Raw genomic sequence first — 25224 nt, 5'->3', positions numbered from 1 at the left:
AATGGCACTGGACAAGCTGAAGTTTCGTCTCGTCCACACCGCGCAGCGAACGGTCATCAATCCGCTCGTCCGCAAGAGCGGCGGCGTTCCGATGATCGAGACGATCGGCCGCAAGAGCGGCCTGCCCCGCCAGACCCCCATCGGGGGCAAACGCCGAGGCGGCAGCTTCTGGATGGTCTCCGAACACGGCTACCAGTCCGACTACGTGCGCAACATCGAGGCCAACCCCGCGGTTCGGGTCCGGATCCGCGGGGTGTGGCACGCGGGAACCGCCGTCCTGCTCCCGGACGACGACACCGACGCGCGCCTGGCCGACCTTGGTGGCATCAACAGCGTCGGGGTGCGGCTCGCGGGAACCGAACGCCTGACGATCCGGATCGACTTCGACTGATCAGGCGATGATGACGGCCGTGCCATAGGCGCAGACCTCGACGCCGGTGCCGGCGTACTCGGTCGTCTCGAAGCGAAAGGCGACCACGGCGTTTCCGCCCGCGCGGGTTGCCTCTTCCGCAAGGCGCTGCAGAGCCTCGCCGCGCGCCTCCTGCAGGAGCTGGGTGATGCCCCGAAGCTCACCGCCGGCAAGCGACTTGAATCCGGCCGCGATGTTGGAACCGATGTGACGGGACCGGACCGTCAGTCCGAAGACCTCGCCGATCGTGCGTGTGACGGTTGCCCCGGGGATGTCATTGCTGGTCACGATGATCATGGGTCAACCGTAGGGCGAACATGCTCGTCGACGGATGAAATCAGGTCGACATGTACCCGTCGATTTCGAGGCCACCGGGGATGTCGGTCCGCTGCAATGACGGATCGAACGGGGGTGGGGTCAACGCACTGTGCGGGTCGATGTTCGACGTCCGCGGCGCCCCCACCTGGAGAGCGTCGGTCACAGTCTTCGCCATCGCTCCGCCGCGCTTGCGCATTTCTTCGTCACCGGTGATGCGGCCGATGACCGCATCCGCCAGACCAATCGCGCCATCGGCCGTGAGGCGCACCAGCGAATCTCCGGGGAGACGGTTGAGGACCTTCCGGCGAACGAAATCCGCGGGAGTCCGCACGACCCGGTAATTAACGCGAATAAGAGCGGTGACGAAGGACAACTGCGCCGCCTTACGTTGATCCGGTTATGCAGACTTACGGGATATCACGTCGTGGACGGCTCGCGATCCAAGATCGGCGAGATCGAAACCGTGCGGATAGCTGCGTACGCGTCGCCGGTCGCGAAGGTACTTAGGGCGTTTGCGCGCCGGGAGCATTGCGACGAACTTGCCGCGCAGCACGAGCGACTGACGCGCGAGCCACCTCGATGACGCACTCGGTACCTCGTAGCCGAACGCGTCCAGGAGCGGCCGATCCATGAGACATCGCGAAAAGTGCTTCATCATGCGGTTCGGGATCAGCGGATAGAACGACGCCAGCAGGTCGAGCGTCGCGTCCGCCACTTGTCGTCCACCTTGGTCGAAGCCAAAGTTCTCCACTTCGTAGTCGTCCATGAACTCCGCGAACTCGGCGTATGTCTGCGGAATCTCCTTGATGCCCATCCGCCGGCCGAGTTCCTGGTAGTAGCGAACACCGGCCCGGACTTCGCCGTCGGTCAGCCTCCGCCAGCCGTATGCCTCGATCCAGCGAATCGGGACGACAACGAACGTCGACAGGACGTACCGCATGTCGTCGTTCGAAATCTTGTACAGGTGATGCATCTGATTGATCCGGCGGACGGCCGCGCGGCCGTCGAAACTGTCGAGCCCCTTCTCCCCAGGGATTTCGAGGAGAAGTCCGGTGTCGTCGTGCCGCTTCTGGGTCGCGGTTTCGAATTCGCCGGTCTCGTGCAGGAGTCGGCCGATGCTCGGCACGGCATATGTCCGGAACAGTGCGAGTCCGAGGGCCTGCATCCCGTCCCACGGAAAGTCGTACAGCCCGACGTTCCGGTTTATCTGTTCATAGTCGGTATCGGGGTCGAGCCCCGCGTTTCGATCTTTACGGGCCACGTGCACTCCCAGATCGTCGATGATCGGTCATTCCCAGAGTAGGACGCCAGACGACCTACTCTGAGAATTCGGGGAAGGAGAATTCGGTGAGTTTGCTCGATTCCGCAATTCCGATCGTCGCGGCGCCCATGGCCGGCGGCCCCACCACGGTCGCGCTGTCGATCGCGGTGCACGGATCAGGTGGATTCCCTTTTCTCGCAGCGGGATACAAATCTGTCGAGGCGCTCGCCGAGGAAATCCGTCAGGTGCGCTCGGTCGGCGGTTTCGGGGTCAACCTCTTCGTCCCCAGCGCCACCACGATTACCGCTGAGGAGTACCGCAGGTATCGCGCCGAACTGCAGGCGGAAGCGGACGCGCTCGGCGCCGAACTCCCGCTGATTCCCCGGTCCGACGACGATGACTGGGACGCCAAAATCGACCTGCTCGTTGCCAGCCCCGTGCCCGCGGTGTCCTTCACGTTCGGATTGCCGTCTCACGCCGACCTCGCGCGCCTGAAAAAGGCGGGCACGACGGTCTTTGCGTCGGTGACTACGCCCGACGAGGCCCGGGCCGCGTACGACCTCGGCGCGGACGCGTTGGTCGTGCAAGGTGCCTCTGCCGGTGGTCACAGCGCGACGTTCGATCCACAGCGAACCATCGAGGAGACGTCGACTGCCGAACTCGTGCGCGCGGTCCGATCGGTCACCCCGCTTCCGATCGTGGCCGCGGGTGGTGTCGACGGCCCCTCGGCCGTGCGCGCACTGCTGGAATCCGGCGCGGAGGCCGTTGCGGTCGGCACGCTCCTGCTCAGAACTGACGAAGCCGGCACCTCGCGCACCCACCGCGACGCACTCGCCGACCCGGCATTCTCCGAGACCGTGCTGACGCACGCCTTCACGGGTCGGACGGCGCGCGGACTGCGCAATGGTTTCATCGATCGCCACGAAGCCTTGGCGCCGTTCGGGTACCCGGAGATCCACCACCTCACCCGGCCGCTGCGACAGGCCGCGAGCCAGGCCGGTGACCCGGGTCGCCTTCATCTGTGGGCCGGAACGGGCTACACCTCGGCACCGGACGGTCCCGCGACGGGCGTGATCCGGTGGCTCACCGATGCGGTTTGAGCGCGGAAATTGTTAGAGCGCACCAAAATCGGGAAAACAATCAAGAACCGATCGAACCGCTCAGCACAAAGGTGTGACTTACTGATGAAACGCGTACTCGCCGCCACCTTCGCGGCTTCCGCCGTCCTGCTCAGCCTCTCCGGCTGCGCCAAGGTCGAGGTACTCAATAAGGGCGGCGACACACCGTGCAACGAATACATCGCACAAGCCAAGGATGAGCAGCGCGTCACGGTGACCAAGTTCCTCAAAGAGCAGAACAAGGATCAGGATCCGACCCAGCAGCAAGTCGATTCCGGCATCACCGCCATCGACCTCCTGTGCCGCGTTCAGCAGAACGCGAAGACGCCGATCAAGAATGCGGACCTGACCGGCATCTTCGTGCCGAAGTCGTCAGAGTGACGTCCGCGCTCGTTCACTGCGTTTGAAAGTGTGCCCGTACGTACTCGCGCATGCTCGCGGCCGGGAGCGGTACCGAGTAGTAGTTGCCCTGCACGAGGTCGCACCCGTAACCGCGTAGTTCGGCCTCCCCTTCGGCGGTTTCCACACCCTCGGCGACCACCCGGACATTCAACGTGTGCGCGAGCGACGTGATCGCCGACACGATCGCGGCCGTGCGCGCGTCCGACGCGAGTTCCTGAATGAACGAACGATCGAGTTTGAGCTCGTCGATGGTGAGTTCGCGCAGATACTCGAGGATCGAATGCCCGGATCCGAAGTCGTCGAGGCTGATCCGAACGCCCGCCGACCGAAGGTCGTCCAAGATGTGGCGGGTGCGGCTGTAGTCGCCGACGAAGTTGTCCTCGGTGATCTCGACGACGAGCGCCGACGGCGGGAGTCCAGCGTCATGGACGGCGTTCAACACCGAATCGACGAGATTGTCTTGCTCCAGAATCGACGGCGAGACATTCACCGAAACCGACATGTCGTGCGCGACCTCGCGCCACTGCCGCACTTCCTGCAGGGCGCACGCGAGCACCGAGTGGGTCAAGTCCTTCATCAACCCATTCCGGATCGCCAGCGGCAGGAGAAGCCCGGGGCCCAGCAGTCCGTGATCCGGGTGATGCCAGCGCAGGAGCGCCTCTGCCCCGTCGATCGACCCATTGGCGACGTTGTGGATCGGCATGTAGTGGACATCAAGCGTCTGTTCGTCGATCGCGGTTCGGAACTCGGCAAGGAGTTGGAGTCCTGACCGGCCCGAACTGATGGTCTCCTCGCGGGGCGTGTCGATCGAATAGAACGCCGGCCCGGACCCGCTTCGCTTGGACTGATACATCGCAAGATCTGCGTGCCGCAGCAGTGCCGTCGTCGTCGTCCCGTGGTCCGGGCACATCGCAATCCCGATGCTCACCCCAACGCGCACGTCCAAGCCGGCGAGGTCGAATCGCCTCGTCAGGCCAGTGAACAGTGAATTGGCGAGGGCCTCGGCTTCCGGACGCCGAGAAACCGGGACCGAGATGACGAATTCGTCGCCGCCGAATCGGGCGATGAGGCTTCCCGCGGGCATCGCGTCGACGATTCGGCGCGCGGACGCCCGCAGGAGGTCGTCGCCCGAGTGGTGACCGAGGTTGTCGTTGATGTCCTTGAAGCGGTCGAAATCGAGGACGAAAATCGCGTGCGGAGTCGGGCGCGGACGCACCAACCCCCGATGCGCGCGGAAGAAGCCACGACGATTGAGCAGACTGGTGAGGTCGTCGGTATGGGCGAGCCGCGACAGGTCCGCGCTCCGCCGCGTTTCCGAATACGCCAAACTCAGCCGCGCGCCGGCCGCGGCGACTGCGGCCAGCGCCAACCAGCGTGGGATCTGCGACGCGCCCGAAGCGTCGTGCAGAAGCAGCACGACCACCGCGGCGACCGTGGCGATGACCGGAAAAACCGTTGGCAACCACCGCGGGACGTATGGCACTTTCTTCCGGCGCCAGCCCGGCCCGAGTGCTGCGACGGTCGCGGCCGTGACGTAGAGACCGTCCCCGAAACCGCCGGCAAAGTAGTCCGCGCCCGCCACCTCGACCTCGAACAGCAGATCGGCCGCGATCAACACCGTCAGCGCGGCGAAGAGGACCCAGACCCCGGGCGGGGGCCGCCAGCGGAAGACCGTGACGAAGCCGAGGATCGTGACCATGAACGCCAGGTCGAGAATCGGATACCCAATGTTCACGAGGTTGTAGACGAAACCGCCGGGCGAAACCTTGAGGTATGGGCTCATGGCCGCTGAACCCGCGGCAGCGGCGCCAAAGCACACGACCGCTGCGTCCGCGATGACCGTGTTCTTCAGCCCGCGGACACGACCATGGATCAACATCCCCAGCGCGAACAAGATCAGGATGTAGTAGGTGATCCACAAAATGTCGGCCGGGGATGCCTGGCCGGCATCAGCTTGGCCGACAAGCCAGAACCACAGCGTTTGGGCGATCGCATCGCAGTACAGGGCCGCGTTGATCAGGTACCAGAACGCCCGCTGCTTGCTCTGCGTCCGAACCCGCAGGGTGCAGATGATCGCGGCGGAGAAGAACGCCGAACTCTGCCAGACACCGTCGAGCCACACCGAGTAACCGGCGTTCGATCGCACGCCAGGAATCACCGTGATGAGGAAACTGAGGATCACGGTGAGCAGGAAGCCCTGCGAAAGGGCACGGATCGTCAGCCTCGGGTGACGCCACAATCCATCTGCGCGAGGCAGATTGGAGTTGAGCGCGGCGCTTTCGGACGGCACCGGCTCATCGTAAGTTGCGCACAGCCGTTCACAGGCGATCTAGATCGATTAGACGCAGAGCGCCGGACACGATCTTGAAATCGAATAACCCAAATACTTGAATCGATCAAGAAAAGGGTGCAGACTCGGAACCGTGCTCGCCCCGAGTGACTTCGAACACATGCTCCGTACCGTCGACCTGCGGGTGACCGCACCCCGGGTCGCGGTGCTGAGCACTGTTCACGCGAACCCCCACTCGGACACGGACTCCATCATCGGACGTGTCCGGGACAGCATCGGTGCAGTGTCGCACCAGGCGGTTTACGACGTCCTCAAGGCGCTCACCGACGCAGGACTGCTGCGCCGGATTCAGCCTCGGGGGCTCGTGGCTCGATATGAGACGCGTGTCGCCGACAACCACCATCACGTCGTATGCCGACAATGTGGAGCGGTTGAAGACGTGGATTGCGCCACCGGTGTCGCACCCTGTTTGGCCCCGTCCGAGTCCCACGGTTTCGCCATCGATGAAGCCGAAGTCATCTACTGGGGGCTTTGTCCCCAGTGCGTTTCTTCTCAGTAGTAACCCTGAAGATCCCGGAAGGAAATATTGTGTCTGACAGCCCAGACGCCAAAGTCGGCGACATGAACGAGAGCAGCCGCGAATGCCCGTTCTCGCCGAAGCAACCTGTCGTCGGAGGCGGCAACCGTGACTGGTGGCCGAATCAGGTCAACCTCAAGATGCTGCGGAAGCACGTCTCGGCCTCGAACCCGATCCCGGACTTCGACTACAAAGCTGCCTTCCTTTCGCTCGATCTGAACGAAGTTCGCAAGGACATCACCGAGGTCCTCACGACCTCGCAGGATTGGTGGCCGGCGGACTTCGGGCACTACGGCCCGCTCATGATCCGCATGGCGTGGCACAGCGCCGGTACCTACCGCATCAGTGACGGTCGCGGCGGTGCGGGCACGGGCCAGCAGCGCTTCGCTCCCCTGAACAGCTGGCCGGACAACGGCAACCTCGACAAGGCCCGCCGCCTGTTGTGGCCGGTCAAGCAGAAGTACGGTCAGAGCCTGTCGTGGGCCGACCTCATGATCTTCGCCGGCAACGTCGCCCTCGAGTCGATGGGTTTCAAGACCTTCGGCTTCGCCGGTGGCCGTCCGGACGTCTGGGAGCCAGACGAGGACGTCTTCTGGGGCGCGGAGACCGAGTGGTTGGGCGACGAACGCTACTCGGGCGAGCGCAACCTCGACGACCCGTTCGGCGCGGTCCAGATGGGCCTCATCTATGTGAACCCGGAAGGCCCGAACGGCAACCCGGACCCGCTGGCCGCAGCGGTCGACATCAAAGAGACGTTCGGCCGCATGGCCATGAACCACGAAGAGACCGTCGCGCTCATCGCCGGTGGCCACACCTTCGGTAAGACGCACGGCGCCGGAGACCCGGACCTCGTCGGCATCGAGCCGGAGGGCGGATCGCTCGAGGCCCAGGGACTCGGCTGGTTGAGCACCTACGGCACCGGTAAGGGCGCAGACGCGATCACCAGTGGCCTCGAGGTCACCTGGACCGCACACCCGACGCAGTGGACGAACGACTTCTTCGAGATCCTGTTCGGCAACGAATGGGAGCCCACGCACAGCCCGGCAGGCGCAAACCAGTGGGTTGCCAAGGGCGCCGAGGCCACGATTCCGGATGCACACGGTGGGCCGAACAAGCTGCCGACGATGCTCACGACCGACCTCGCACTTCGTCTCGACCCGGAGTTCGAGCCGATCTCGCGTCGCTTCCTCGAGAACCCGGACCAGTTCGCCGACGCCTTCGCTCGCGCTTGGTACAAGCTCACGCACCGCGACATGGGTCCGATCGCTCGCTACCTCGGCTCCGAGGTTCCGTCGGAGGAGCTGATCTGGCAGGACCCGGTGCCGGCTGCTTCGGGCGACGCTCTGTCGGCTGACGACATCGCTGCACTCAAGGCGCAGATCGCCGGGACCGGACTGTCCACCGCCGACCTCGTCAAGGTCGCCTGGGCGTCGGCCTCGACCTTCCGTGCGAGTGACAAGCGCGGTGGCGCCAACGGCGCTCGGATCCGTCTGGAGCCGCAGAAGAACTGGACCGTCAACGAGCCGGCGAAGCTGGCTGGCGTTCTCGCTGCCCTCGAGGGCGTTCAGGCCGCATCCGGCAAGAACGTCTCGCTGGCGGACCTGATCGTCCTCGCCGGTGCGGTCGGAGTCGAGCAGGCCGCCAAGGCTGCCGGCTACGACGTCGAGGTTCCGTTCACCCCGGGTCGTGCCGACGCTTCTCAGGAACAGACCGACGTCGAGTCGTTCGCAGTCCTCGAGCCGAAGATCGACGGCTTCCGCAACTATGTGGGAGTCGCCAGCAAGATCCCGGCCGAATACATGCTCATCGACAAGGCCAACCTGCTGAACCTGACGGCACCCGAGATGACCGTGCTCATCGGTGGCCTCCGGGTCATCGGTGCCAACCACGGTGACTCGCAGGACGGTGTCTTCACCTCGAACCCGGGCGCGCTCACGACGGACTTCTTCACGAACCTGCTCGACATGGGCACCCAGTGGACTCCGCTCACCGACAACCAGTTCGAGGGACACAATCGCTCGACCGGCGAGGTCACCTCGACGGCCAGCCGCGTCGACCTCCTCTTCGGCTCGAGCTCGGAGCTTCGGGCCGTGGCTGAGGTCTACGCCAGCGCGGATGCGAAGGAGAAGTTCGTCAACGACTTCGTCGCCGCGTGGAACAAGGTCATGAACGCCGATCGTTTCGACGTCTAGGTAAGTCATTCCACGATCCGGCCATTCCGCAGCGGAGTGGTCGGATCGTGGACATTTGGCCGTACTCAGTACGGTGAAGTGCCCACGTTCCGGCCGAGCGCCCTTTGGATTTCGCTGACAACCCCTTCCGGATCGTGGGTCAGCCGATGCCAATCGAAACGCAGGACGTGCCAACCCGCGTTGGCGAGGGCGTTCTGACGCTTCATGTCCCTGGAGTTCCTCGCCGAGTCGCGGTGAAATGCCCAGCCATCGATCTCGATCGCGACCCGTTCGAGGACGAAGGCTAGGTCGAGGTCATAGCCGATTGAGGTGACCTGCGCGCTCCAACCGCAGATGTCGTTGGCATCAAGTATTCGGTGGAACAACTTCTCCGCCTCGCTGCGCCCTCCCGACGAAGCCACCTCCAAGAGCTTGCGAGCCTGCGCAGATCCATCGCGACCGGCGTTCCGTTCATGCGCATCGATGAGCTTGACCAGCGAGATGCGCGTTTGCAACGCCCGATCCATCAGCACGGAGCCCTCAGGCAACGCCGTCGCTGCCTCGACGACGGTGAGTGCGAGTCCCGAGACGGCCAGGCCACGAACCACCGCCATATCGACGTCCGCGAGCGTTCGACGTCGAATGTCGAACTGCTGAACGCGTCGCACCCGACGTTTGACCGGGATCGTTACCGACGGCCGAGCGACAGCGACATCGTGCAATCCATGCCACCACGCAGCGCTGAGTCCCGAGGCGACGGCATCCTTGCCGCAGGCGAAAACAGCAGCACGAAGCCGCGCTTCATGACTCATGTGATGGGTGTTGGACAGGTAGACGCCCTTCGACAACGCCCGGAGCTCGCCGATTTTCACGAGGTAGTGGACGGAGTCGTCAGTAACTCCGCTCTCCCGCGCCTGGGCCAACGTCACGACTCCGTTTTGCGCCGCGATGCGCCGCGCGAATTTCTCGTTGTACACACTCCGCAGACGCTTAACGCTGGTCTGCGGTTCCACGAGAATTTGGTTGTGGACACTTTCCCGTACTCCATTCGGTCAAATGCCCAAAATCGGTACGTGCCAGCGTTTTAGAACAGGGATAACCTGGGAATTACTCGATCACGAGTCGGGAAAGGACACGGGCATGTGGCACATCATCGGGATGATCATCATTGGTCTCCTCGCCGGGGCAGTTGCACGGCTTCTCGTTCCAGGGAAAGAAAACATGAACTGGATCGGGACAATCATTCTGGGAATTCTGGGCGGTTACGTCGGAGGCACGCTGAGTAGCCTTCTCTTCGCACCGCACAAGTTCGATCTCCGTCCTCCGATCGAGCACTCGTTCCTCGGCGCCATCGTCGGAGCGGTGATCTTGCTCCTCATCTACCGGCAGTTCGCAGGTCACGGCGGGCGCACCGCGTAACCTAGCGGCATGACGCTCGAAGATCTCCGGGAAACGTTCGACCAGTTTGATACCGACGAAAACGGTGCCATTGACAGCACCGAATTCGCGAAGCTGATTGCCGTACTCGACCCGGAGATGTCGAGCGAATCGGTCTCGATCGGCTTTGCCGCGATCGACGAAGACCACAATGGCCTCATCGACTTCACCGAATTCGTCGATTGGTGGCAGGACCGCTGACGCGCGGTCAGCCGAAGAACACCGACGCCTCCTGATAGCGCTGCTCCGGCACTGTTTTGAGGCGTCGGGTCGCGTCTGCCAACGGCACGAGTTCGATCTTTGTGCCGTGCAACGCGACCATCTTTCCGAAGTCACCGGCTTGGGCCGCTTCCACGGCGCAGGTGCCGAATCGCGTGGCGAGCACCCGATCGAACGGCGTTGGAGTGCCACCTCGCTGGATATGTCCGAGCACGGTGGTGCGCACTTCTTTCCCGATCCGGCGCTCGATTTCGATCGCCAACTGGTGCGCGACACCGGTGAAACGCTTGTGCCCGAACTCGTCGATACCGCCGTCGGCCAGCTTCATGGATCGCGGATCCGGTTCGGCCCCTTCCGCAACCACGCAGATGAAGTGCTTGTCCCCGCGCTGGAATCGGCGCTTGACCGTTCGGCATACCTCGTCGACGTCGAACGGCTGCTCGGGAACGAGAATCAGGTGCGCGCCCGAGGCGAGTCCTGACGCCAGGGCGATCCAGCCGGCATGGCGACCCATGACTTCCACGAGCATGACGCGCTGGTGCGACTCGGCCGTCGTGTGCAGGCGGTCGATGGCGTCGGTCGCGACGCTGACCGCAGTGTCATGTCCGAACGTGACATCCGTGCAGTCGATGTCGTTGTCGATCGTCTTCGGAACGCCGACCACGTTGACGCCCTCGTCCGACAACCAGCTGGCCGCCGTGAGCGTTCCTTCCCCGCCGATCGGGATGAGGACATCGATGCCGTTGTCGTCGAGCGTCTGTTTGATGGTCTCGAGGCCCGCTTGGAGCTTCGTCGGGTTCGTGCGCGCGGTACCGAGCACCGTTCCGCCCTTGGCCAGCAGCCGGTCATTGCGGTCGTCGTTGAGCAGGACGACTTTGCGGTCTTGGAGAAGTCCCCGCCAGCCATCTTCGAAGCCGACCACGGCATGCCCGTACTTCCCGACAGCAGTCCGTACGACCGCTCGAATGACGGCATTGAGGCCGGGACAGTCGCCTCCGCCCGTCAGGACACCGATTCGCATTGTGTGCACCCGTTGTTCTGAGGAGTTGTGATCACTACACCCTAGGCACAGAACCGGTGATCGCGTCGAGCACGACGTTGTACAGGTCGCGCTCGTGGGTGGGACCCGGCTTTCCGCTCGACACGATTGCCGCCGACATTCGACGCGACGGGTCGGTCCACGCGGCGATGTTGACCAGCCCGGTGTGGCCGAATGCGCCGCCGGAGTTCCGGCCGAACGGCCCGAACCGGTCTGAACTCACCATGAAGCCCATTCCCCAGCGCATCGGTTTCAGGCCGACCGCGACATTCGGAAGCAGCCGCGTGTGCGGAGTGGAGGCCGCCCGCACCGCCTCCGGCGACAGCACCCGAAGGCCATCCAGTTCTCCCCCGCGCCGCAGGATCTCGTAGAACCGCGACAGTTCGTGAGCATTCGACACTGTGCTGCTCGAGGGCAGAACCGTGGTCAGAAACTGTGCTTCATTCGTGTGCGGGATGACGGTGTACATCGACCCACCGATAACTCGCGTGAAGGCCGCCGCGAGTGGTCCGCTCAGCTCCTCACCGGTCGGATGGCTCGGCGCCACCAAAGGAACCTCGTCCGGCTCGACACCGTAGTTCGTCCAGCGGAATCCCAGGGGGTCCAGGATCTCGGTGCGCAAGATGTCGCGAATGGACCGACCGGTGGTGGCCGCGACGATTTCCCTGGTCAGAACGCCGAAGGTGACCGCGTGGTAGATCGGGAACATGCCCGGCCGGTGCAGCGGTTTGATCCGCTCGAGGCAGTCGATCACGTAGTCGTGTTCGTGCAGCCGGGTGAAGTCGATCCCGGGCGGGAACACCGGGACGCCTGCGGTGTGGGTCAGGACGTGCCGAAGCCGGATCCGATCCTTGCCCTCGGATGTGAACCACGGCAGGTAATCGCACACAGGCGCGTTGAGTTCGAGCACGCCTTGTTCGATCAGCCGATGCACGACAGTCGTCGTGATGCCCTTGGCGGCGCTGTAGACGCAGAACGGCGTCGACGGCGTGACGACGACCTGCTCGGCGTCCGGCGGATCCGTCGGTGCGTTGCCCCACGAATGGCCTATCGCGCGATCGAGGATCACGTGGCCGTTCACGCGCACACACACCTGAATGGCGGGATGCAGGCCAGTGCGATACCAGTCCCGGACCGACGACCAGATCGACGCGGCAGCCAGATCGCCGACCTCGTCCCCGCACGTCGTGACGGCGTCCAGGTCGTCGGGAACATGCACCCGGGTCCGCATGTCAGCCGCGCCCGATCAACGGCATGTTCGTCGCCATCAACGTCATGAACTGCACATTCGCACTGAGCGGAAGGGTCGCCATCTGAAGAACCGCATCGCCGACATAGGTCGCATCCATCGTCGGCTCCTGTTTGACCGAACCGTCGGCCTGCCGGGCTCCAGCGGCAAAACCGCTGGTCATATCGGTGGCAGCGTTTCCGATATCGATCTGCCCACACGCGATCCCGTACTTGCGCCCATCGAGTGACAGCGCCTTCGTAAGACCGGTGATCGCGTGCTTCGTCGAGGTGTAGGCCGCGGTACCCGGTCGGGGCCGATCCGCGGAAATCGAACCATTGTTGATGATCCGACCGCCCTGCGGCGTCTGCGTCTTCATCATCCGAAAGGCCTCCGCGGCGCACAGGAAGTACCCCGTCAGGTTGACCGACACCGTGTCGAGCCAGGCTTGCACGTCGATCTCGTCGACGTCACCAACCGGCCCGAACGTTCCGGCGTTGTTGACGAGGACGTCCACCCGGCCCCAGCGCTGGCCGACACTCGCGAATAACTCGGCAACCGACGCTGGACTCGTCGTGTCCGTCGGCACGACGAGCGCGTTCGGGTTTGCGCCGGCCGTTTCCGCGAGACTCTCTACTGTGCGACCTGCAACGGCGACCCGGAACCCGGCCTCGAGAAGACGACCCGCAATCACGCGCCCCAGTCCCGAACCCGCACCCGTCACCACTGCCACCGGAGAGTCGATCATGTGCTCCATTCTGATCATGAGGCGAAGGCGTGTCTCTCAAACCCGGCGGGATGCCCCTGGTGATCAGATCGCCGGTCCAGCAAGGCGGCTGAGGAGTCCGATACCGGGGTTGTATCGGCGACGAGGACGACACAGCTGGTCGGTGATCTGGCACATGGGGCGCCGGACGGGGTTTGAGAGATGCGCCTAGGGTTTCTAGAGTGCGCTATACCGTGAACTGCTCGATCCTGTTTCCCGACATTCCGCTGCTCGATCGCGCGGCTCGCGCAGCCGCCGCAGGATTCGGTGGGGTCGAGTTCTGGTGGCCGTTCGACTCCGCAGTGCCGTCCGATGCCGAGGTCGATGCCTTCGTCGCGTCGATCGAGAACGCGGGCGTTCGATTGACCGGTCTGAATTTCGCCGGCGGCGACCTGGCAAACGGTGAGCGCGGACTGCTCTCGATCCCCGCCCGGTCGCAGGAATTCCGCGACAACATCGACGTCGCCATTGGGATCGGCGAGCGGCTCGGCACTCGAATGTTCAACGCGCTGTATGGAAATCGCGTCGACGACGTTCTGCCCGGCGATCAGGATGCGCTCGCTTCCGACAACCTCGATCTCGCCGCCCAGGCGGCCCAGAAGATCGGTGCAACAGTTCTCGTCGAGCCACTCAGTGGTGCGCCGGACTACCCGATCAAAACCCTCGACGATGCGGCACTCATCGCGAAGTTCGCCGGACCGGGCGTTGCCGCCCTGGCAGACCTCTATCACCTCGAAACAAACGGGGTCGACGTGCCGAAAACGATCAAGCGCAATTTCCGGCAGATTCACCACGTCCAGATCGCCGACTCCCCCGGCCGCGGCGCGCCCGGCACCGGCAATGCCGACCTGAACGGCCATCTCGCTCTGCTCGACGAACTCGGCTACACCGGGCTCATCTCTCTGGAGTACGTCCCGGGAGCGGCGAAGGACCCCTTCGCCTGGCTTCCGCGTGACGCACGCAACAGCTAATACATAATCACGTTATGTATATTTGGTGAGTGACAGCTAACGAGCCCCTCATCGAACTGCTGACCGCCGCCGGGCGGTTCGTCCGATTGGCCGGGGGACTCACCACCAGCGATCAACCCCACGCCGTCGTTCGCGCACTCGCGATCCTCGAGGAGAACGGTGAACTGCGGATCACCGAGTTCGCCCGCCTCGATCGAAGCTCGCAACCTGCGGCCACGACGCTCATCGGGCGTCTTGCCGACAAGGGATTCGTCGAACGCCGCAAGGACCCGTCCGATTCGCGAGCGGTCGTCGTCGCCATCACCGAACTGGGCCGGACCCAGTTGGATGAGGCACGCGGTGCCGCGGGACGCGCCCTCGCACCGTACGTCGGCGACGTTGACGAAAGGGAGATCGCAGCCGCTCTCGCCAGCCTCACCAGGCTGAACGAGGCACTGGGAAGGAACAAACAATGACCGCAACACTCGAACGAACCGACGACACACCGAGCATCCTCAAACAACCGAAGTCGGTGTGGGCAGTGGCCTTCGCCAGCGTCATCGCGTTCATGGGAATCGGCCTCGTCGACCCCATCCTGAAGCCGATCGGCGAGCAATTGCACGCGTCGCCGTCCCAGGTGTCATTGCTCTTCACCAGCTACATGGCGGTCATCGGTATCGCGATGCTCGTGACCGGCGTGATCTCGAGCCGGTTCGGCCCCAAGCGCACCCTCCTCGGTGGACTCGCGATCATCATCGTCTTCTCCGCACTCGCCGGAATGTCGAGCACGGTCGGCGAGATCGTGGGATTCCGCGCAGGCTGGGGACTCGGCAACGCACTCTTCATCGCGACGGCCCTCGCGACGATCGTCGGCGCCGCCAGCGGTGGCGTCTCGCGGGCGATCATCCTCTACGAGGCCGCCCTCGGAATCGGCATCGCCGCCGGTCCCCTGCTCGGTGGCGTGCTTGGCCACATCAGCTGGCGTGGACCGTTCTTCGGCGTCGCCGCACTGATGGCCGTCGCGTTCATCCTGACGGTCGTGCTGCTGCCCGAAACTCCCGCAACCGGAAAAACAACCTCACTCGCCGACCCGTTCCGGGCGCTGACCCACCCCGGGCTGCTGACCGTCGCGATCACCGCACTTCTGTACAACTTCGGCTTCTTCACGCTGCTCGCCTACACGCCGTTCCCGCTTGATCTCGGCACCTATGCCATCGGGTTCATCTTCTTCGGCTGGGGCCTCATGCTCGCGATCTCGTCGGTGTTCATCGCGCCGATCCTGCAGCGCCGCTACGGGACGATGCCCATTATGGCCGCCGCGCTGCTCGCATTCGCCGCGGATCTGGCCGTCATGGCGATGTTCACCGAGGACAAGGCCGTGCTCATCGTCGGTACCGTGCTGGCCGGGGTGTTCCTCGGTATCAACAACACGCTCATCACCGAGACCGTCATGATCGTCTCGCCCGCCGAACGCTCGACCGCGTCGGCCGCCTACAGCTTCGTCCGCTTCACCGGTGGTGCCGCTGCCCCGTGGTTGGCCGGCAAGCTCGGCGAACAGAACGTGCATCTTCCGTTCTGGGTCGGCGCGACGTTCACGGCGCTCGCCGTGGCGGTCCTCGTGATCGGGAAGTCGCACCTGACCGGCCTCGACGCACACCAGCCCGAGTCGCACAGCGTTGACGAAGCCGAGGCAATCACGCTCGGCGACGACTGATTGGGATAAAACGCGCAAGTCCGGCCGATTGATTCTGAAGCCGCCCGACGTCGCTTCCTAGCGTGTTAGAAAACGAGAACCGCCTCTGAGCTGCAGCGATGCGCTGCACACAACGGAGGCGGTTACCCGTCGGTCGTGCGTACGCATCGCAATGTCGCGATTTGTCGCCTGACGAGTCCGCATCCGTGACCTTGTGCAGGAGCAACCGTGGCAGTATCCAAAACCCGTGACAACGCTCAGTCAATCTTGTTCGTCGCACGAAAACTTCCGCACGTCACGGTCGTCTTTTGGATTCTGAAGATCCTCGCCACGACGCTGGGCGAGACCGGTGGCGACCTGCTGGCACAGACGCTCAACGTCGGTTATCTGGCGAGCACGCTGATCTTCTTCGCCATGTTCCTCATCGCGGTGACGTTCCAACTGCGGGCACGGAAATTTCATCCTGCGCTGTTCTGGACCGTCATCGCGTTGACGAGCACAACGGGCACCACACTGTCGGACCTGATGAACCGCACCGGCGGTGTCGGCTACACGGGCGGTGCCATCATCCTGACCACGTGCCTGGCGATCGTGTTCTTCCTCTGGTGGCGAAGTGGACAGACGCTCGACGTCGAAAAGGTCGCCACGTTCAAGGGCGAGCTCCTGTACTGGGTGGCGATCCTGTTCTCCAACAGCCTCGGCACCTCGAGCGGCGACTTCCTTGCCGACGACCTCGAATTCGGTTTCCGCCAAAGCGCTTTCATTCTGTCGTCGATCATGGTCGCGCTACTGGCTGCGCATTACTTCACCCCGATCAACAGCATGTTGCTCTTCTGGGTCGCATTCGTCTTGACCCGTCCGCTGGGCGCAACCGCAGGCGACGCACTCAGCAAGCCGATCGAGCACGGCGGGCTCGGCTGGGGCACGATGTGGACGTCTGCCGCTCTGCTCCTCGGCCTCATCGCGCTGGTGATCTACCAAGTACGGCAGGTCCGGACTACGCCGCTCGAACCCATTCCGGCGCCGGTCAACCGACGTACCGGCGAACCCGAGACACCTAACGGCGAACTCGTCCCCGTCGGGTAACCGAATCCGCGACGATTCGTTCAACGCGCGACGCGGTTCACCTCCCCCTAGGCTGGGAGAGGTGAAGCGCCTTGTGGATCAGTACTTCTCGATCTCCCAACGGCAGTCGACCATCGCCCGGGAACTGCGCGGCGGACTCGTCACGTTCGTGACGATGGCCTACATTCTCGTGCTCAATCCGATCATCATCGGCGGCATCCCGGGTCATCGGCACAACGCTGACGTCACGGGTTCGGTGCTGCCGATGGACAAGGTCGCGGCGGCGACCGCACTCATCGCCGGGATCATGTGTCTCGCTTTCGGTGCGATCGCGCGCTATCCCTTCGCCTTCGCCACCGGCCTCGGCATCAACTCACTTCTCGCCGTCAACGTGGTGCGCGAGATGTCGTGGCCCGAAGCCATGGGCCTCGTCGTGATCGACGGCGTGATCATCGTCCTCCTGGCCGCCACCGGATTCCGGACCGCGGTCTTCAACGCCATCCCTGCGCCGCTCAAAGCGGCGATCGCGGCGGGCATCGGTTCGTTCATCGCCTTCATCGGGTTCATCGACTCCGGTCTGGTCAAGCGGATGCCGGACGCCGCGGGAAGCACCGTTCCGGTCGAGTTCGGCACCGACAACTCGATCAGTTCCTGGCCTGTCGTCGTCTTCGCGTTCGGCGTCCTCCTCATGGGGATTCTCGTCGTCCGCAAGGTCAAGGGTGGCCTGCTCCTGGGCATCGTGGCGACCACGATCCTCGCGATCATCGTGCAGAAGTTTGCGCACCTCGGACCGGCCATCACGGACCCCGACGGCTGGAGCCTCAACATCCCGACGTGGCCCAAGTCCCTGGGCGGTCTTCCCGACCTATCCCTCGTGGGTGAAGTGAGCGTCTTCGGAGCGTTCACCAGAGTGGGCGTCCTGAGCGCCTGCATCTTCGTGTTCGCGCTGGTCCTGAGCAATTTCTTCGATGCGATGGGAACCATGACGGGCCTCGGGCAGGAAGCCGAGCTCACCGACAAAGACGGCAACCTTCCGGGTATCGGCAAGGCCCTCATCGTCGAAGGAACCGGTGCGATCGCGGGTGGGGTCGGTTCGGTGTCGTCCAACACGGTCTACATCGAGTCCGCCGCGGGTATCGCCGAAGGCGCGCGGACAGGCCTGGCCAACGTCGTCACGGGGCTGCTGTTTCTCGCGGCGATGTTCTTCACTCCGCTGTACCAGATCGTGCCACTCGAAGCCGCGGCGCCGGCTCTCGTCGTGGTCGGCGCAATGATGATCAGCCAGGTCCGGCACATCGACTTCACCGACTTCCGGATCGCCATGCCGGCGTTCCTGACCATCGTCGGTATGCCCTTCACCTACTCCATCGCAAACGGCATCGGGCTCGGTTTTGTCAGCTACGCGGTGCTGTCCTTGGTCTCCGGCAAGGCGCGTTCGGTGCACCCATTGCTGTACGTCGTCGCCGCCGTGTTCGTCGTGTACTTCCTCAAGCAACCGATCGACGAGTTGCTGACCTAGTTCCCGGCACGTCGGCTCCTTTGTAGTGCAAAGATTTTCAGTGTGGAAGAAAGCCTGGGCTCGGCGCTGACGACGCTCATTCCGCTGGCGTTGGTCGTCGCCCTGTCGCCGCTCACCGTGATCCCGGCTGTCCTCGTCCTGCACTCGTCAAAGCCGCGCCCAACCAGCCTCGCTTTCCTGGCCGGCTGGGTCGTCGGGCTGGTCGGCCTGACCGTGGTCTTCATCGAAGCGTCGTCTTTGGCCGGCGGCGAGCAACACACCCGGCCCGCATGGATGTCGTGGGTCCGCATCATCCTGGGTGCAGCACTGATCGTCTTCGGCGTGTATCGCTTCGTCACCCGGCATCGCCATACCGAACAACCCCGTTGGATGCGTCCGTTCGCCAAACTCACACCCGGTCGCGCGGGTTTGACCGGAGTCGCGGTCGCGGTGGTTCGGCCTGAAGTGCTGGCCCTTGTCGCCACCGCCGGATTGGAGATCGGGGCCGGTGGGCTGAGCACCGCCGGCGCCTGGACCTGTGGTGTCCTCTTCATCGCGGTCGCTGCCTCGACAGTGGCGATCCCGGTGCTCGCCTATGCTATCGCTGGTGAGCGCCTGGATCCGACGATGGCCCGCATCAAAGATTGGATGGACCGGAACCTTGGGGCGATGGAGGCCGTCGTTCTCGTGGTGATCGGCCTCATGGTGATCGAAAAGGGAATCAGCTCGCTGAGTTAGGTTCCGGCGATCGCGTTCAACGCGAGGACCACGCCTTCCATGCGCGCGACCTCGGCCTTCGTGGCATCGACATCATGTGCTCTCATGTGGTCAAGCGCGTCGTTGAGTTGGGTGGCGATGCGCCCCGCGGCCGCGACCCGGGATGCGGGGTCCATTCCGCTCAACTCGGCATCCAAGAACGGCCGGAGCCCGTCGATGTGCATAACTTCATCCTGCCTGCGGTAAACCTGTCTGTATGCGCGAATCGGTGCGTTTGGCAGGCGTGGGCGACGCGATGGTCGTCGCGGTTCTTCTCGACGCGTTCAACCGGGAATTCGACACTCCGACGCCGGGCCCCGAGGTCCTGGCACCACGGCTCGAGAAGCTGCTCGACGAGGAATTGACGTTCGCCGTCCTCGCGGACACCACCGGCTTCGCTCTCGTCACGCTCCGGCCGAACGTCTGGTACGACGGTCCGGTCGCCTTGCTCGACGAGCTGTATGTCGAACCGTCGCACCGAAATCAGGGATTCGGCACCGACCTCTTGACGTTCGTGGAGGACGAGGTCCGCCGCCGCGGCGGCGAGGTGCTCGAATTCAACGTCGACGGTGAAGACCATGACACTCGCAGGTTCTACGAGCGCCATGGCTACACCAACATCGAGGCCGGCCAGGCCGAGCCGATGTTCTATTACTATCGCGAGCTGGGTTAGACCCGCTCGAGCACGGCCGATGCGCCGATACCGCCAGCCGCACAGATGCCGAGCAGCGCGGTGCTCTTGCCGGTCATCGCGAGCTCGTTGGCCATCGTGGTCACCATGCGCGCGCCGGTGGCGCCGAACGGGTGACCGATCGCCACTGACCCGCCGTGCACGTTGAGCTTGTCGATGTCGACGTCACCGACCGCGTCCGAGAGCCCCAGGCGCTCCTGCGCCCACTCCTTGCTGCGCAGCGCCGACAGCACCGAAAGCGTCTGTGCGGCAAAGGCTTCGTGGATGTCGACGAGGTCGACGTCGGCGAGCTTGAGACCAGCCTTCGCCAGGGCGCGCGGCATCGAGATCGCCGGTCCGATGAGAACCTGGTCCGCCGGGTCCACGCTCACGTAGCTCCACGAGCGGAACGCGGCGAGTGGCGTGTAGCCGAGCGACAGCGCCTTTTCCTCACTCATCAGCAGGACCGCCGAAGCCCCATCGGTGAGCGGGCTCGCATTGCCGGCGGTGACCGTGCCGTCGTGCGCAAACACCGGCTTCAGGCGCGCGAGCTTCTCGACGCTCGTGTCGGCGCGCACCAGCCCGTCGCGGTTGACGACCTTGCCGGACGGAGTCGTCACGGAGATGACTTCGCGGTCGAAGCGGCCCGATTGAATGGCGGTTGCCGCGCGGTGGTGCGACCGAGCAGCGAAGATGTCCTGCTCAGCGCGAGAAACGCCATTGATTCGGGCCATCTTGTCGGCCGACTCGCCCATGACTTCGCCCGTGCTGCGCTCGGCGATCTGCGGACGCTTCGGGAGGAGTCCGGTGAACGGTGCGAGCTGCCGAGCGGCCGCGAGGTAGTCCTTGGCCTTGGGCTTTCCGAGCGCCAGCGGCGCCGAGGCGTGGATGAGTTTCTGCGGGAGCTTGACTTCGGCGTTGCTCGTCGAGTCACTGCCACCGGCGATCATGATGTCGTACTCGCCGCGTTCGATCGCTGCCGCTGCCGACGTGACCGCCTGCAATCCGGAGGCGCACGCACGGGTGACGGTGTAGCCCTCGCAGCCGAAGTCGAGTCCGAGATCGAGCGCGATCTCCCGGGCGATGTTGGGAGCCGCACTCGGCAGAACGACACCTCCCCAGACGATCGCCTCGACGGACTTCTTGTCGAGTTCGGTGCGGGCGAGGAGACCCTTCACCGCCTCGTCCGCGAGCGCAATGCTGTCGAGGAGAGTGAAATCGGTGAATGCACGGACGAATGGGGTGCGGACGCCGGAGACGACGACGGCCCTGCGCTTCTTTGCTGCCATGCGGCGATTGTATGAGACAGCATGTCCCAGTAAAAGCCCTGACGCGCACGGAATAATTTCTGTCCGGTTCCGGCTGCTAGAAGCGTGTCGCGGCGCGCGTGGTTGTTGTTCTCAGCGGTAGGCCTGATGTGGGGCCTTCCCTACCTGTTCATCAAGATCTCCGTCGCTGAGCTATCCCCCGCGGCAATCGTTTTCGCCCGCTGCGCGATCGGCGTGGTTCTGCTGTTGCCGCTGGCTGTCTACCGGCGTCAGATCGGTCCCGTTCTCCAGCATTGGAAGCCACTCGCCGCGTTCGCGATCATCGAAATCTGCGTGCCCTGGCTCATGCTCGGCTATGCGGAACAGAAGCTCTCGAGTTCATTGACCGGTCTGCTCATCGCTGCCGTACCGATCGTCGGCGCCGCGGTCGCTGCACTATCTGGCGCGGAGCGACTCGGTCCCGCCCGGATCGGTGGTCTCGTCGCCGGTTTCGTCGGAGTCGCCGCGCTGGTGGGCCTCGAGGTCGGGGCGGCGGGAGCCCTGCCGGTCCTCGCGGTGTCGTTGGCGGTGGTGGGCTACACCGTCGGGCCGATCATCTTGTCCAAGTACCTCGCGAGTCAGCCGGGCACGGCAGTTATCGCACTGTCGCTGGCGTTCGCCGTCGTCGTCTACGCCCCGTTCGTCGCACTCGATCCACCGCGTCTGCCGGTGTCATCATCCGTCGTCCTCGCGCTGATCGGACTTGGCGTGATCTGTACGGCGGCATCGTTCATCGCGTTCTACGCCTTGGTCGGCGAGGTCGGACCGGCCCGCGCGGTCGTCGTCGCCTACGTCAACCCCGCGGTCGCGATCGGACTTGGCGTCGGTCTCCTCGATGAACCGTTCACCGTCGGCACCGCCGTCGGATTCGCGCTCATCATCGGAGGTTCCGTTCTCGCGACCCGACCATCAGCACCGGCCGCGATGGCTACGAACCCTCAGCCCGCTGCGCTAGTCGATTCACCGATTCCATAAGCCGCTCCGAGGTTGTCCATCGGGCGCGCTCGAAACGGTTCTCGTCGGTCAGCCGCGACCAGTCGTAGGTGTGGGTCACCAGGGTGTGGTCGTCATCGATCTCGGTGAGTTCCCACCGCCACAAGTGCCCGAACGGCGGGCCCGACACCTCGGCCGGCATCCAGGCGATGAGCCGTCCTTCGTCGAACTCCACCACGTGATTCACGCGGGTGTTGCCCTTCGTCGTCAGCATCACGAAATTCTGCTCGACACCGGTGACGCGCTGCCCGATCGGCGCCTCGACGAGGTTGTCATTGCCATCCCACGACGGCTGTTTCGACGGTTCGGCGATGAGCTCGAAGATGACCTTGGCGGGTGCGGCGATCCTCCGGGAAGCGGACACGACCTTCTGTTCGTCAGACATGACCCGATCGAACCACAGCCAGTCCGGTGGAATAACCGCCTGCCGAGATCGGTTGGCCCGATGTATGAGCGAGCCAATCAAGATCGACGTATGGTCCGACATCGCGTGCCCGTGGTGCTACATCGGCAAGGCGAATCTGGACGCGGCGATTCGTGGCTTCGATGGACCCGAGGTTGAGATCGAGTACCACTCATACGAACTCTCGCCAGACACCCCGATCGACTTCGAGGGGTCCGAGGTCGACTTTCTCGTCGGATACAAGCGCATCTCACCTGACCAGGCTCGGCAGATGCTCGCCCGCGTGACGTCCGCAGCCGCGAACGCCGGACTCACCTACGACTTCGACAGACTCCAGCACACGCGAACGCTCAAAGCGCACGAACTCCTCCACTTTGCGAAGGAGCACGGACGCCAGTACGAAATGTCTGAACGCCTCTTCCGCGCCTACTTCAGCGAGGGTCGTCACCTCGGTCAGGTCGACGAACTCGTCGACATGGCGGCTGATGCGGGGCTCGACCCCCAAGCCGCACGCGAAGCACTCGAACAAGGAACCTACGCCAGCGACGTGAGCGCAGACATCGCCGAAGCCGAGACGTTCGGCATCAACGCCGTCCCGTTCTTCATCTTCGACGGACGGTATGGCCTGTCCGGCGCCCAGCCGCCCGAGGTTTTCGCGAGCGCGCTGGGTCAGTTGGCGGCGGAACGAGCCGATAGCGCCGCAAGATAACGGCCACACAGCCCTGATGGACACAACCCCATCACGGCCCCAGTCGAACCTGGCGGATTGAACTTTTCCCGACTTAGCGTCGAAGAGACCGCATCCGATCGGGGGAATGATGACGACTACGTCTGCGCGGATTGCCGTTGTTGCCACGGTCGCCGCTATCGCCGGCTCGGCTGGGCTCGCGAACGCAAAGGTCAACGGCACGATCGAGCACGTTGTGAACGGGAACGCGATCGAAGCGCACTACGGCGCATCCTCTGGCGGGCTCCTGGGCTTGGTCGCGTGCGGCGCGACGCTGAAGGATGCACAAGGCAATCAAGTGGGCGACGTTCAGAAGGTCGCCAACGACAACGGCGGCACCCTCCACAAGACGATCACCTTCGACAACCTGCCCGACGGGAAGTACACGATTAGATCGATCTGCGCAGACCTGTCCGGCGCACAGTCCAAGCTCGAGAAAACTGACACTCTCATCATCACGACCGCACCGGTGGCGACCACGCCTACAACACCGGTCGAGCCGAAGGTCATCGTCGACCCCGCGCCACCGACGGTCGAACAGGCCGAAGCTGACGTACCTGAAGCACCAACGCTGGCAACGTTGTTGGCCAAGGTGCTTGGCACACTGTCCGGCAGTTAACGATCGACCGCCGCCCGCGCGGCCTCCTCGACCTGATCTCGATGCGCTGACCACCACTCCGGAGTAGCTGTCGCGCGGAGGTCGTCGCCGGCACTCATCCCGGCGGCTCCATCGATGAGTTCGCGAACGATGTCAGCATGGCCCGCATGCCGGTGCGTCTCGGCGATCATGTGCACGAGAACTTCCTGCAGCGTCACGTTCGCGCGCTCCGCAGGCCAACCCGGCACGGTGCCGCGATGGGTCAGCGAGAACTTGACGATGTTCGCGTCCGAGATGACGCACGCTCCGCGGTACGCCGAGATGATGTCCTCGCGGCGCTCCTCCGCGGTCGCCCACATGTCGACGTTGGGTTCGCCACCTTCGGTGAGCCACGACGGCAGCGGGCCGGGCTCGCGTCCGAAGGTCACCGAGAAGTAGCCGTATTCGCACCCGGTCAGGTGCTTGACCAGACCCAACAGATTGGTGCCTGTCGTCGTCATCGGGCGGCGGACGTCGTACTCCGACAATCCGTCCAGCTTCCACAGCAGGGCATCGCGACCCGCCTTCAAGTACCGATGCAGCGCATCCTTGGCCGGGTTACCCCCGCCCATCGGCATCATTCGGAACGACCTGTCACGCGGTTCGTGAGTCGAGCGCGAACCTCCGGCCAGTCGTCGGCCGTGATCGAGAACATGACGACGTCCCGAAGAGTGCCGTCGTCGCGGCGATAGCGACGGCGGATCGTGCCTTCATATCGCGCACCCAGGCGCGCGATCGCAAGCTGCGATCGATGATTGCGCGTATCGGTTTTCAACTGCACCCGACCGACATTGAGGTTTTCGAACGCATAGGTCAAGAGCAGCAGCTTCGCCTCGGCGTTGACCGTCGTTCCCCAGAGCACGCGCGAGTACGCGGTCGCGCCGATCTCGAGGCACGCATCGTGCGGATTCGCATCGATATAGGCGGTCATCCCGCCGAGCGATCCCGGAACGAATCCCTGCGTCTCGCGAGTCAGCCGGACGGCCCACGGGTGCCAACCAAGCCGGGCGCAGCGATCAGCGAGCTTGTCTCCGAACTCGACCGGGTTCGCCGCCCGACACTGGAAATGCGTCCAGACGCGGTCGTCGTCGAGGGCCGCGAACAGCGGCTCCGCGTGTTCTCGAGGATTGAGCGGGATGAGGTCCAGGTTCCGGCCGACCAACATGGTGGCAGGCGGAATCGGCCAGACCATGTCGGGCCATGGCTCGTCCTGCGGACGCGGGTCTGGAACCGGCAGGAACGGAGCTGTGTGGAGCACGTTCGTCATGTGGATCCCTCGGCGGATGTGTG

Annotated in this window: 30 protein-coding genes; 17 read left to right on the top strand and 13 right to left on the bottom strand. The window is 64.1% G+C overall.

The window, feature by feature from the left end:
- The first annotated feature begins 1 nt into the window (after position 1).
- Positions 2–391, top strand: coding sequence for a nitroreductase/quinone reductase family protein (locus tag F600_RS0116710; protein WP_018161778.1), 390 nt, complete (start codon positions 2–4; stop codon positions 389–391).
- Here F600_RS0116710 and F600_RS0116705 read toward each other — a convergent pair whose 3' ends face one another.
- Genes F600_RS0116705 through F600_RS0116695 form a run of 3 tightly spaced genes read right to left on the bottom strand, consistent with a single transcriptional unit; the run spans position 392 to position 1988 of the window.
- Positions 392–706 (bottom strand): YbjQ family protein, encoded by a 315-nt coding sequence (locus F600_RS0116705; RefSeq protein ID WP_018161777.1) that lies wholly within the window; start codon positions 704–706, stop codon positions 392–394.
- 40 nt (positions 707–746) lie between these two features.
- Positions 747–1100 carry a hypothetical protein gene (locus F600_RS0116700; RefSeq protein WP_156024653.1) on the bottom strand — a complete coding sequence of 118 codons (354 nt, stop codon included), beginning with the start codon at positions 1098–1100 and terminating at the stop codon, positions 747–749.
- Positions 1101–1124: 24 nt separating this feature from the next.
- Entirely contained in the window at positions 1125–1988 is an 864-nt protein-coding gene (locus F600_RS0116695) for an oxygenase MpaB family protein (protein WP_018161775.1), read from the bottom strand.
- 86 nt (positions 1989–2074) lie between these two features.
- On the opposite strand from F600_RS0116695, the gene F600_RS0116690 reads away from it, so the two are divergent.
- Both F600_RS0116690 and F600_RS0116685 read left to right on the top strand, forming a co-directional pair.
- Entirely contained in the window at positions 2075–3088 is a 1014-nt protein-coding gene (locus F600_RS0116690) for an NAD(P)H-dependent flavin oxidoreductase (RefSeq protein WP_026306616.1), read from the top strand.
- A gap of 84 nt (positions 3089–3172) precedes the next feature.
- Positions 3173–3487: a hypothetical protein gene (locus F600_RS0116685; protein WP_018161772.1), complete on the top strand. Its 315-nt coding sequence runs from the start codon at positions 3173–3175 to the stop codon at positions 3485–3487.
- Between the two features lie 13 nt (positions 3488–3500).
- Here the strand turns inward: F600_RS0116685 and F600_RS0116680 are convergent, their stop codons facing one another.
- Positions 3501–5798 (bottom strand): putative bifunctional diguanylate cyclase/phosphodiesterase, encoded by a 2298-nt coding sequence (locus F600_RS0116680; RefSeq protein WP_018161771.1) that lies wholly within the window; start codon positions 5796–5798, stop codon positions 3501–3503.
- 133 nt (positions 5799–5931) lie between these two features.
- Here F600_RS0116680 and F600_RS0116675 point away from each other — a divergent pair, with 133 nt between their 5' ends.
- Positions 5932–6357, top strand: coding sequence for a Fur family transcriptional regulator (locus F600_RS0116675; protein WP_018161770.1), 426 nt, complete (start codon positions 5932–5934; stop codon positions 6355–6357).
- A gap of 62 nt (positions 6358–6419) precedes the next feature.
- A complete protein-coding gene (gene katG, locus F600_RS0116670) occupies positions 6420–8567 on the top strand; it encodes a catalase/peroxidase HPI (RefSeq protein ID WP_018161769.1) in 2148 nt (715 codons plus the stop codon).
- A 65-nt stretch (positions 8568–8632) separates the two neighbouring features.
- Here katG and F600_RS0116665 read toward each other — a convergent pair whose 3' ends face one another.
- Positions 8633–9559 carry a DUF559 domain-containing protein gene (locus F600_RS0116665; protein ID WP_018161768.1) on the bottom strand — a complete coding sequence of 309 codons (927 nt, stop codon included), beginning with the start codon at positions 9557–9559 and terminating at the stop codon, positions 8633–8635.
- Positions 9560–9686: 127 nt separating this feature from the next.
- On the opposite strand from F600_RS0116665, the gene F600_RS0116660 reads away from it, so the two are divergent.
- Positions 9687–9965, top strand: coding sequence for a GlsB/YeaQ/YmgE family stress response membrane protein (locus F600_RS0116660; RefSeq protein ID WP_018161767.1), 279 nt, complete (start codon positions 9687–9689; stop codon positions 9963–9965).
- Positions 9966–9974: 9 nt separating this feature from the next.
- Positions 9975–10184 (top strand): EF-hand domain-containing protein, encoded by a 210-nt coding sequence (locus F600_RS0116655; protein ID WP_018161766.1) that lies wholly within the window; start codon positions 9975–9977, stop codon positions 10182–10184.
- Positions 10185–10191: 7 nt separating this feature from the next.
- Here the strand turns inward: F600_RS0116655 and F600_RS0116650 are convergent, their stop codons facing one another.
- The 3 genes from F600_RS0116650 to F600_RS0116640 are packed head-to-tail and all read right to left on the bottom strand — an operon-like array spanning position 10192 to position 13226.
- On the bottom strand, positions 10192–11223 hold the full coding sequence (locus F600_RS0116650) for an ATP-dependent 6-phosphofructokinase (RefSeq protein WP_018161765.1): 1032 nt from the start codon (positions 11221–11223) through the stop codon (positions 10192–10194).
- A gap of 34 nt (positions 11224–11257) precedes the next feature.
- A complete protein-coding gene (locus tag F600_RS0116645; protein WP_026306614.1) occupies positions 11258–12472 on the bottom strand; it encodes a serine hydrolase domain-containing protein in 1215 nt (404 codons plus the stop codon).
- A gap of 1 nt (position 12473) precedes the next feature.
- A complete protein-coding gene (locus F600_RS0116640) occupies positions 12474–13226 on the bottom strand; it encodes an SDR family oxidoreductase (protein ID WP_018161763.1) in 753 nt (250 codons plus the stop codon).
- 191 nt (positions 13227–13417) lie between these two features.
- On the opposite strand from F600_RS0116640, the gene F600_RS0116635 reads away from it, so the two are divergent.
- From F600_RS0116635 to F600_RS0116610, 6 genes are all read left to right on the top strand, one after another.
- Positions 13418–14206, top strand: coding sequence for a hydroxypyruvate isomerase family protein (locus F600_RS0116635; RefSeq protein ID WP_040631767.1), 789 nt, complete (start codon positions 13418–13420; stop codon positions 14204–14206).
- A gap of 29 nt (positions 14207–14235) precedes the next feature.
- On the top strand, positions 14236–14661 hold the full coding sequence (locus F600_RS0116630) for a MarR family winged helix-turn-helix transcriptional regulator (RefSeq protein WP_018161761.1): 426 nt from the start codon (positions 14236–14238) through the stop codon (positions 14659–14661).
- Positions 14658–15899, top strand: coding sequence for an MFS transporter (locus tag F600_RS0116625; RefSeq protein ID WP_018161760.1), 1242 nt, complete (start codon positions 14658–14660; stop codon positions 15897–15899). Before F600_RS0116630 ends, F600_RS0116625 begins: the two co-directional genes overlap by 4 nt.
- A 207-nt stretch (positions 15900–16106) precedes the next feature.
- Complete coding sequence (locus tag F600_RS0116620; protein ID WP_174523559.1) at positions 16107–16964, top strand: COG4705 family protein; 858 nt, start codon at positions 16107–16109, stop codon at positions 16962–16964.
- 61 nt (positions 16965–17025) lie between these two features.
- Positions 17026–18462 carry an NCS2 family permease gene (locus F600_RS0116615; protein WP_245541558.1) on the top strand — a complete coding sequence of 479 codons (1437 nt, stop codon included), beginning with the start codon at positions 17026–17028 and terminating at the stop codon, positions 18460–18462.
- Positions 18463–18504: 42 nt separating this feature from the next.
- On the top strand, positions 18505–19179 hold the full coding sequence (locus tag F600_RS0116610; protein ID WP_018161757.1) for a GAP family protein: 675 nt from the start codon (positions 18505–18507) through the stop codon (positions 19177–19179).
- Here F600_RS0116610 and F600_RS0116605 read toward each other — a convergent pair.
- A complete protein-coding gene (locus F600_RS0116605; protein ID WP_018161756.1) occupies positions 19176–19382 on the bottom strand; it encodes a hypothetical protein in 207 nt (68 codons plus the stop codon). The two genes, F600_RS0116610 and F600_RS0116605, sit on opposite strands and share 4 nt — an antisense overlap.
- 32 nt (positions 19383–19414) lie before the next feature.
- On the opposite strand from F600_RS0116605, the gene F600_RS0116600 reads away from it, so the two are divergent.
- Positions 19415–19870, top strand: a complete 456-nt coding sequence (locus F600_RS0116600; RefSeq protein ID WP_018161755.1) for a GNAT family N-acetyltransferase — start codon at positions 19415–19417, stop codon at positions 19868–19870.
- On the opposite strand, the gene F600_RS0116595 is transcribed toward F600_RS0116600, so the two are convergent.
- Positions 19867–21156 (bottom strand): acetyl-CoA C-acyltransferase, encoded by a 1290-nt coding sequence (locus F600_RS0116595; RefSeq protein WP_018161754.1) that lies wholly within the window; start codon positions 21154–21156, stop codon positions 19867–19869. The genes F600_RS0116600 and F600_RS0116595 overlap by 4 nt on opposite strands.
- An 84-nt stretch (positions 21157–21240) precedes the next feature.
- Here F600_RS0116595 and F600_RS0116590 point away from each other — a divergent pair, with 84 nt between their 5' ends.
- Positions 21241–22149, top strand: coding sequence for a DMT family transporter (locus F600_RS0116590; RefSeq protein WP_040631765.1), 909 nt, complete (start codon positions 21241–21243; stop codon positions 22147–22149).
- Here F600_RS0116590 and F600_RS0116585 read toward each other — a convergent pair.
- On the bottom strand, positions 22103–22552 hold the full coding sequence (locus F600_RS0116585) for an SRPBCC family protein (protein WP_018161752.1): 450 nt from the start codon (positions 22550–22552) through the stop codon (positions 22103–22105). The two genes, F600_RS0116590 and F600_RS0116585, sit on opposite strands and share 47 nt — an antisense overlap.
- Before the next feature lie 64 nt (positions 22553–22616).
- On the opposite strand from F600_RS0116585, the gene F600_RS0116580 reads away from it, so the two are divergent.
- Together F600_RS0116580 and F600_RS0116575 are read left to right on the top strand one after the other, a co-directional pair.
- A complete protein-coding gene (locus tag F600_RS0116580) occupies positions 22617–23279 on the top strand; it encodes a DsbA family oxidoreductase (protein ID WP_018161751.1) in 663 nt (220 codons plus the stop codon).
- 109 nt (positions 23280–23388) lie between these two features.
- A complete protein-coding gene (locus tag F600_RS0116575) occupies positions 23389–23916 on the top strand; it encodes a hypothetical protein (RefSeq protein WP_156024650.1) in 528 nt (175 codons plus the stop codon).
- Here F600_RS0116575 and F600_RS0116570 read toward each other — a convergent pair.
- Entirely contained in the window at positions 23913–24512 is a 600-nt protein-coding gene (locus F600_RS0116570; RefSeq protein WP_018161749.1) for a DinB family protein, read from the bottom strand. The genes F600_RS0116575 and F600_RS0116570 overlap by 4 nt on opposite strands.
- Positions 24512–25201, bottom strand: a complete 690-nt coding sequence (locus F600_RS0116565) for a GNAT family N-acetyltransferase (protein WP_018161748.1) — start codon at positions 25199–25201, stop codon at positions 24512–24514. The genes F600_RS0116570 and F600_RS0116565 overlap by 1 nt, the downstream gene beginning before the upstream one ends.
- Positions 25202–25224 lie beyond the last annotated feature (23 nt).

The sequence above is a fragment of the Smaragdicoccus niigatensis DSM 44881 = NBRC 103563 genome, from assembly GCF_000380645.1.
Taxonomy (GTDB): domain Bacteria; phylum Actinomycetota; class Actinomycetes; order Mycobacteriales; family Mycobacteriaceae; genus Smaragdicoccus; species Smaragdicoccus niigatensis.
This window is presented reverse-complemented; position numbering and strand designations above follow the sequence as displayed.

Coding starts and splice junctions, on each gene's coding strand:
- F600_RS0116645 (WP_026306614.1), bottom strand. CDS start 12,472: ATGCGGACCCGGGTGCATGTTCCCGACGACCTGGACGCCGTCACGACG.
- F600_RS0116580 (WP_018161751.1), top strand. CDS start 22,617: ATGAGCGAGCCAATCAAGATCGACGTATGGTCCGACATCGCGTGCCCG.
- F600_RS0116660 (WP_018161767.1), top strand. CDS start 9,687: ATGTGGCACATCATCGGGATGATCATCATTGGTCTCCTCGCCGGGGCA.
- F600_RS0116640 (WP_018161763.1), bottom strand. CDS start 13,226: ATGGAGCACATGATCGACTCTCCGGTGGCAGTGGTGACGGGTGCGGGT.
- F600_RS0116650 (WP_018161765.1), bottom strand. CDS start 11,223: ATGCGAATCGGTGTCCTGACGGGCGGAGGCGACTGTCCCGGCCTCAAT.
- F600_RS0116705 (WP_018161777.1), bottom strand. CDS start 706: ATGATCATCGTGACCAGCAATGACATCCCCGGGGCAACCGTCACACGC.
- F600_RS0116685 (WP_018161772.1), top strand. CDS start 3,173: ATGAAACGCGTACTCGCCGCCACCTTCGCGGCTTCCGCCGTCCTGCTC.
- F600_RS0116625 (WP_018161760.1), top strand. CDS start 14,658: ATGACCGCAACACTCGAACGAACCGACGACACACCGAGCATCCTCAAA.
- katG (WP_018161769.1), top strand. CDS start 6,420: ATGAACGAGAGCAGCCGCGAATGCCCGTTCTCGCCGAAGCAACCTGTC.
- F600_RS0116585 (WP_018161752.1), bottom strand. CDS start 22,552: ATGTCTGACGAACAGAAGGTCGTGTCCGCTTCCCGGAGGATCGCCGCA.
- F600_RS0116600 (WP_018161755.1), top strand. CDS start 19,415: ATGCGCGAATCGGTGCGTTTGGCAGGCGTGGGCGACGCGATGGTCGTC.
- F600_RS0116570 (WP_018161749.1), bottom strand. CDS start 24,512: ATGCCGATGGGCGGGGGTAACCCGGCCAAGGATGCGCTGCATCGGTAC.
- F600_RS0116595 (WP_018161754.1), bottom strand. CDS start 21,156: ATGGCAGCAAAGAAGCGCAGGGCCGTCGTCGTCTCCGGCGTCCGCACC.
- F600_RS0116655 (WP_018161766.1), top strand. CDS start 9,975: ATGACGCTCGAAGATCTCCGGGAAACGTTCGACCAGTTTGATACCGAC.
- F600_RS0116605 (WP_018161756.1), bottom strand. CDS start 19,382: ATGCACATCGACGGGCTCCGGCCGTTCTTGGATGCCGAGTTGAGCGGA.
- F600_RS0116710 (WP_018161778.1), top strand. CDS start 2: ATGGCACTGGACAAGCTGAAGTTTCGTCTCGTCCACACCGCGCAGCGA.
- F600_RS0116575 (WP_156024650.1), top strand. CDS start 23,389: ATGACGACTACGTCTGCGCGGATTGCCGTTGTTGCCACGGTCGCCGCT.
- F600_RS0116565 (WP_018161748.1), bottom strand. CDS start 25,201: ATGACGAACGTGCTCCACACAGCTCCGTTCCTGCCGGTTCCAGACCCG.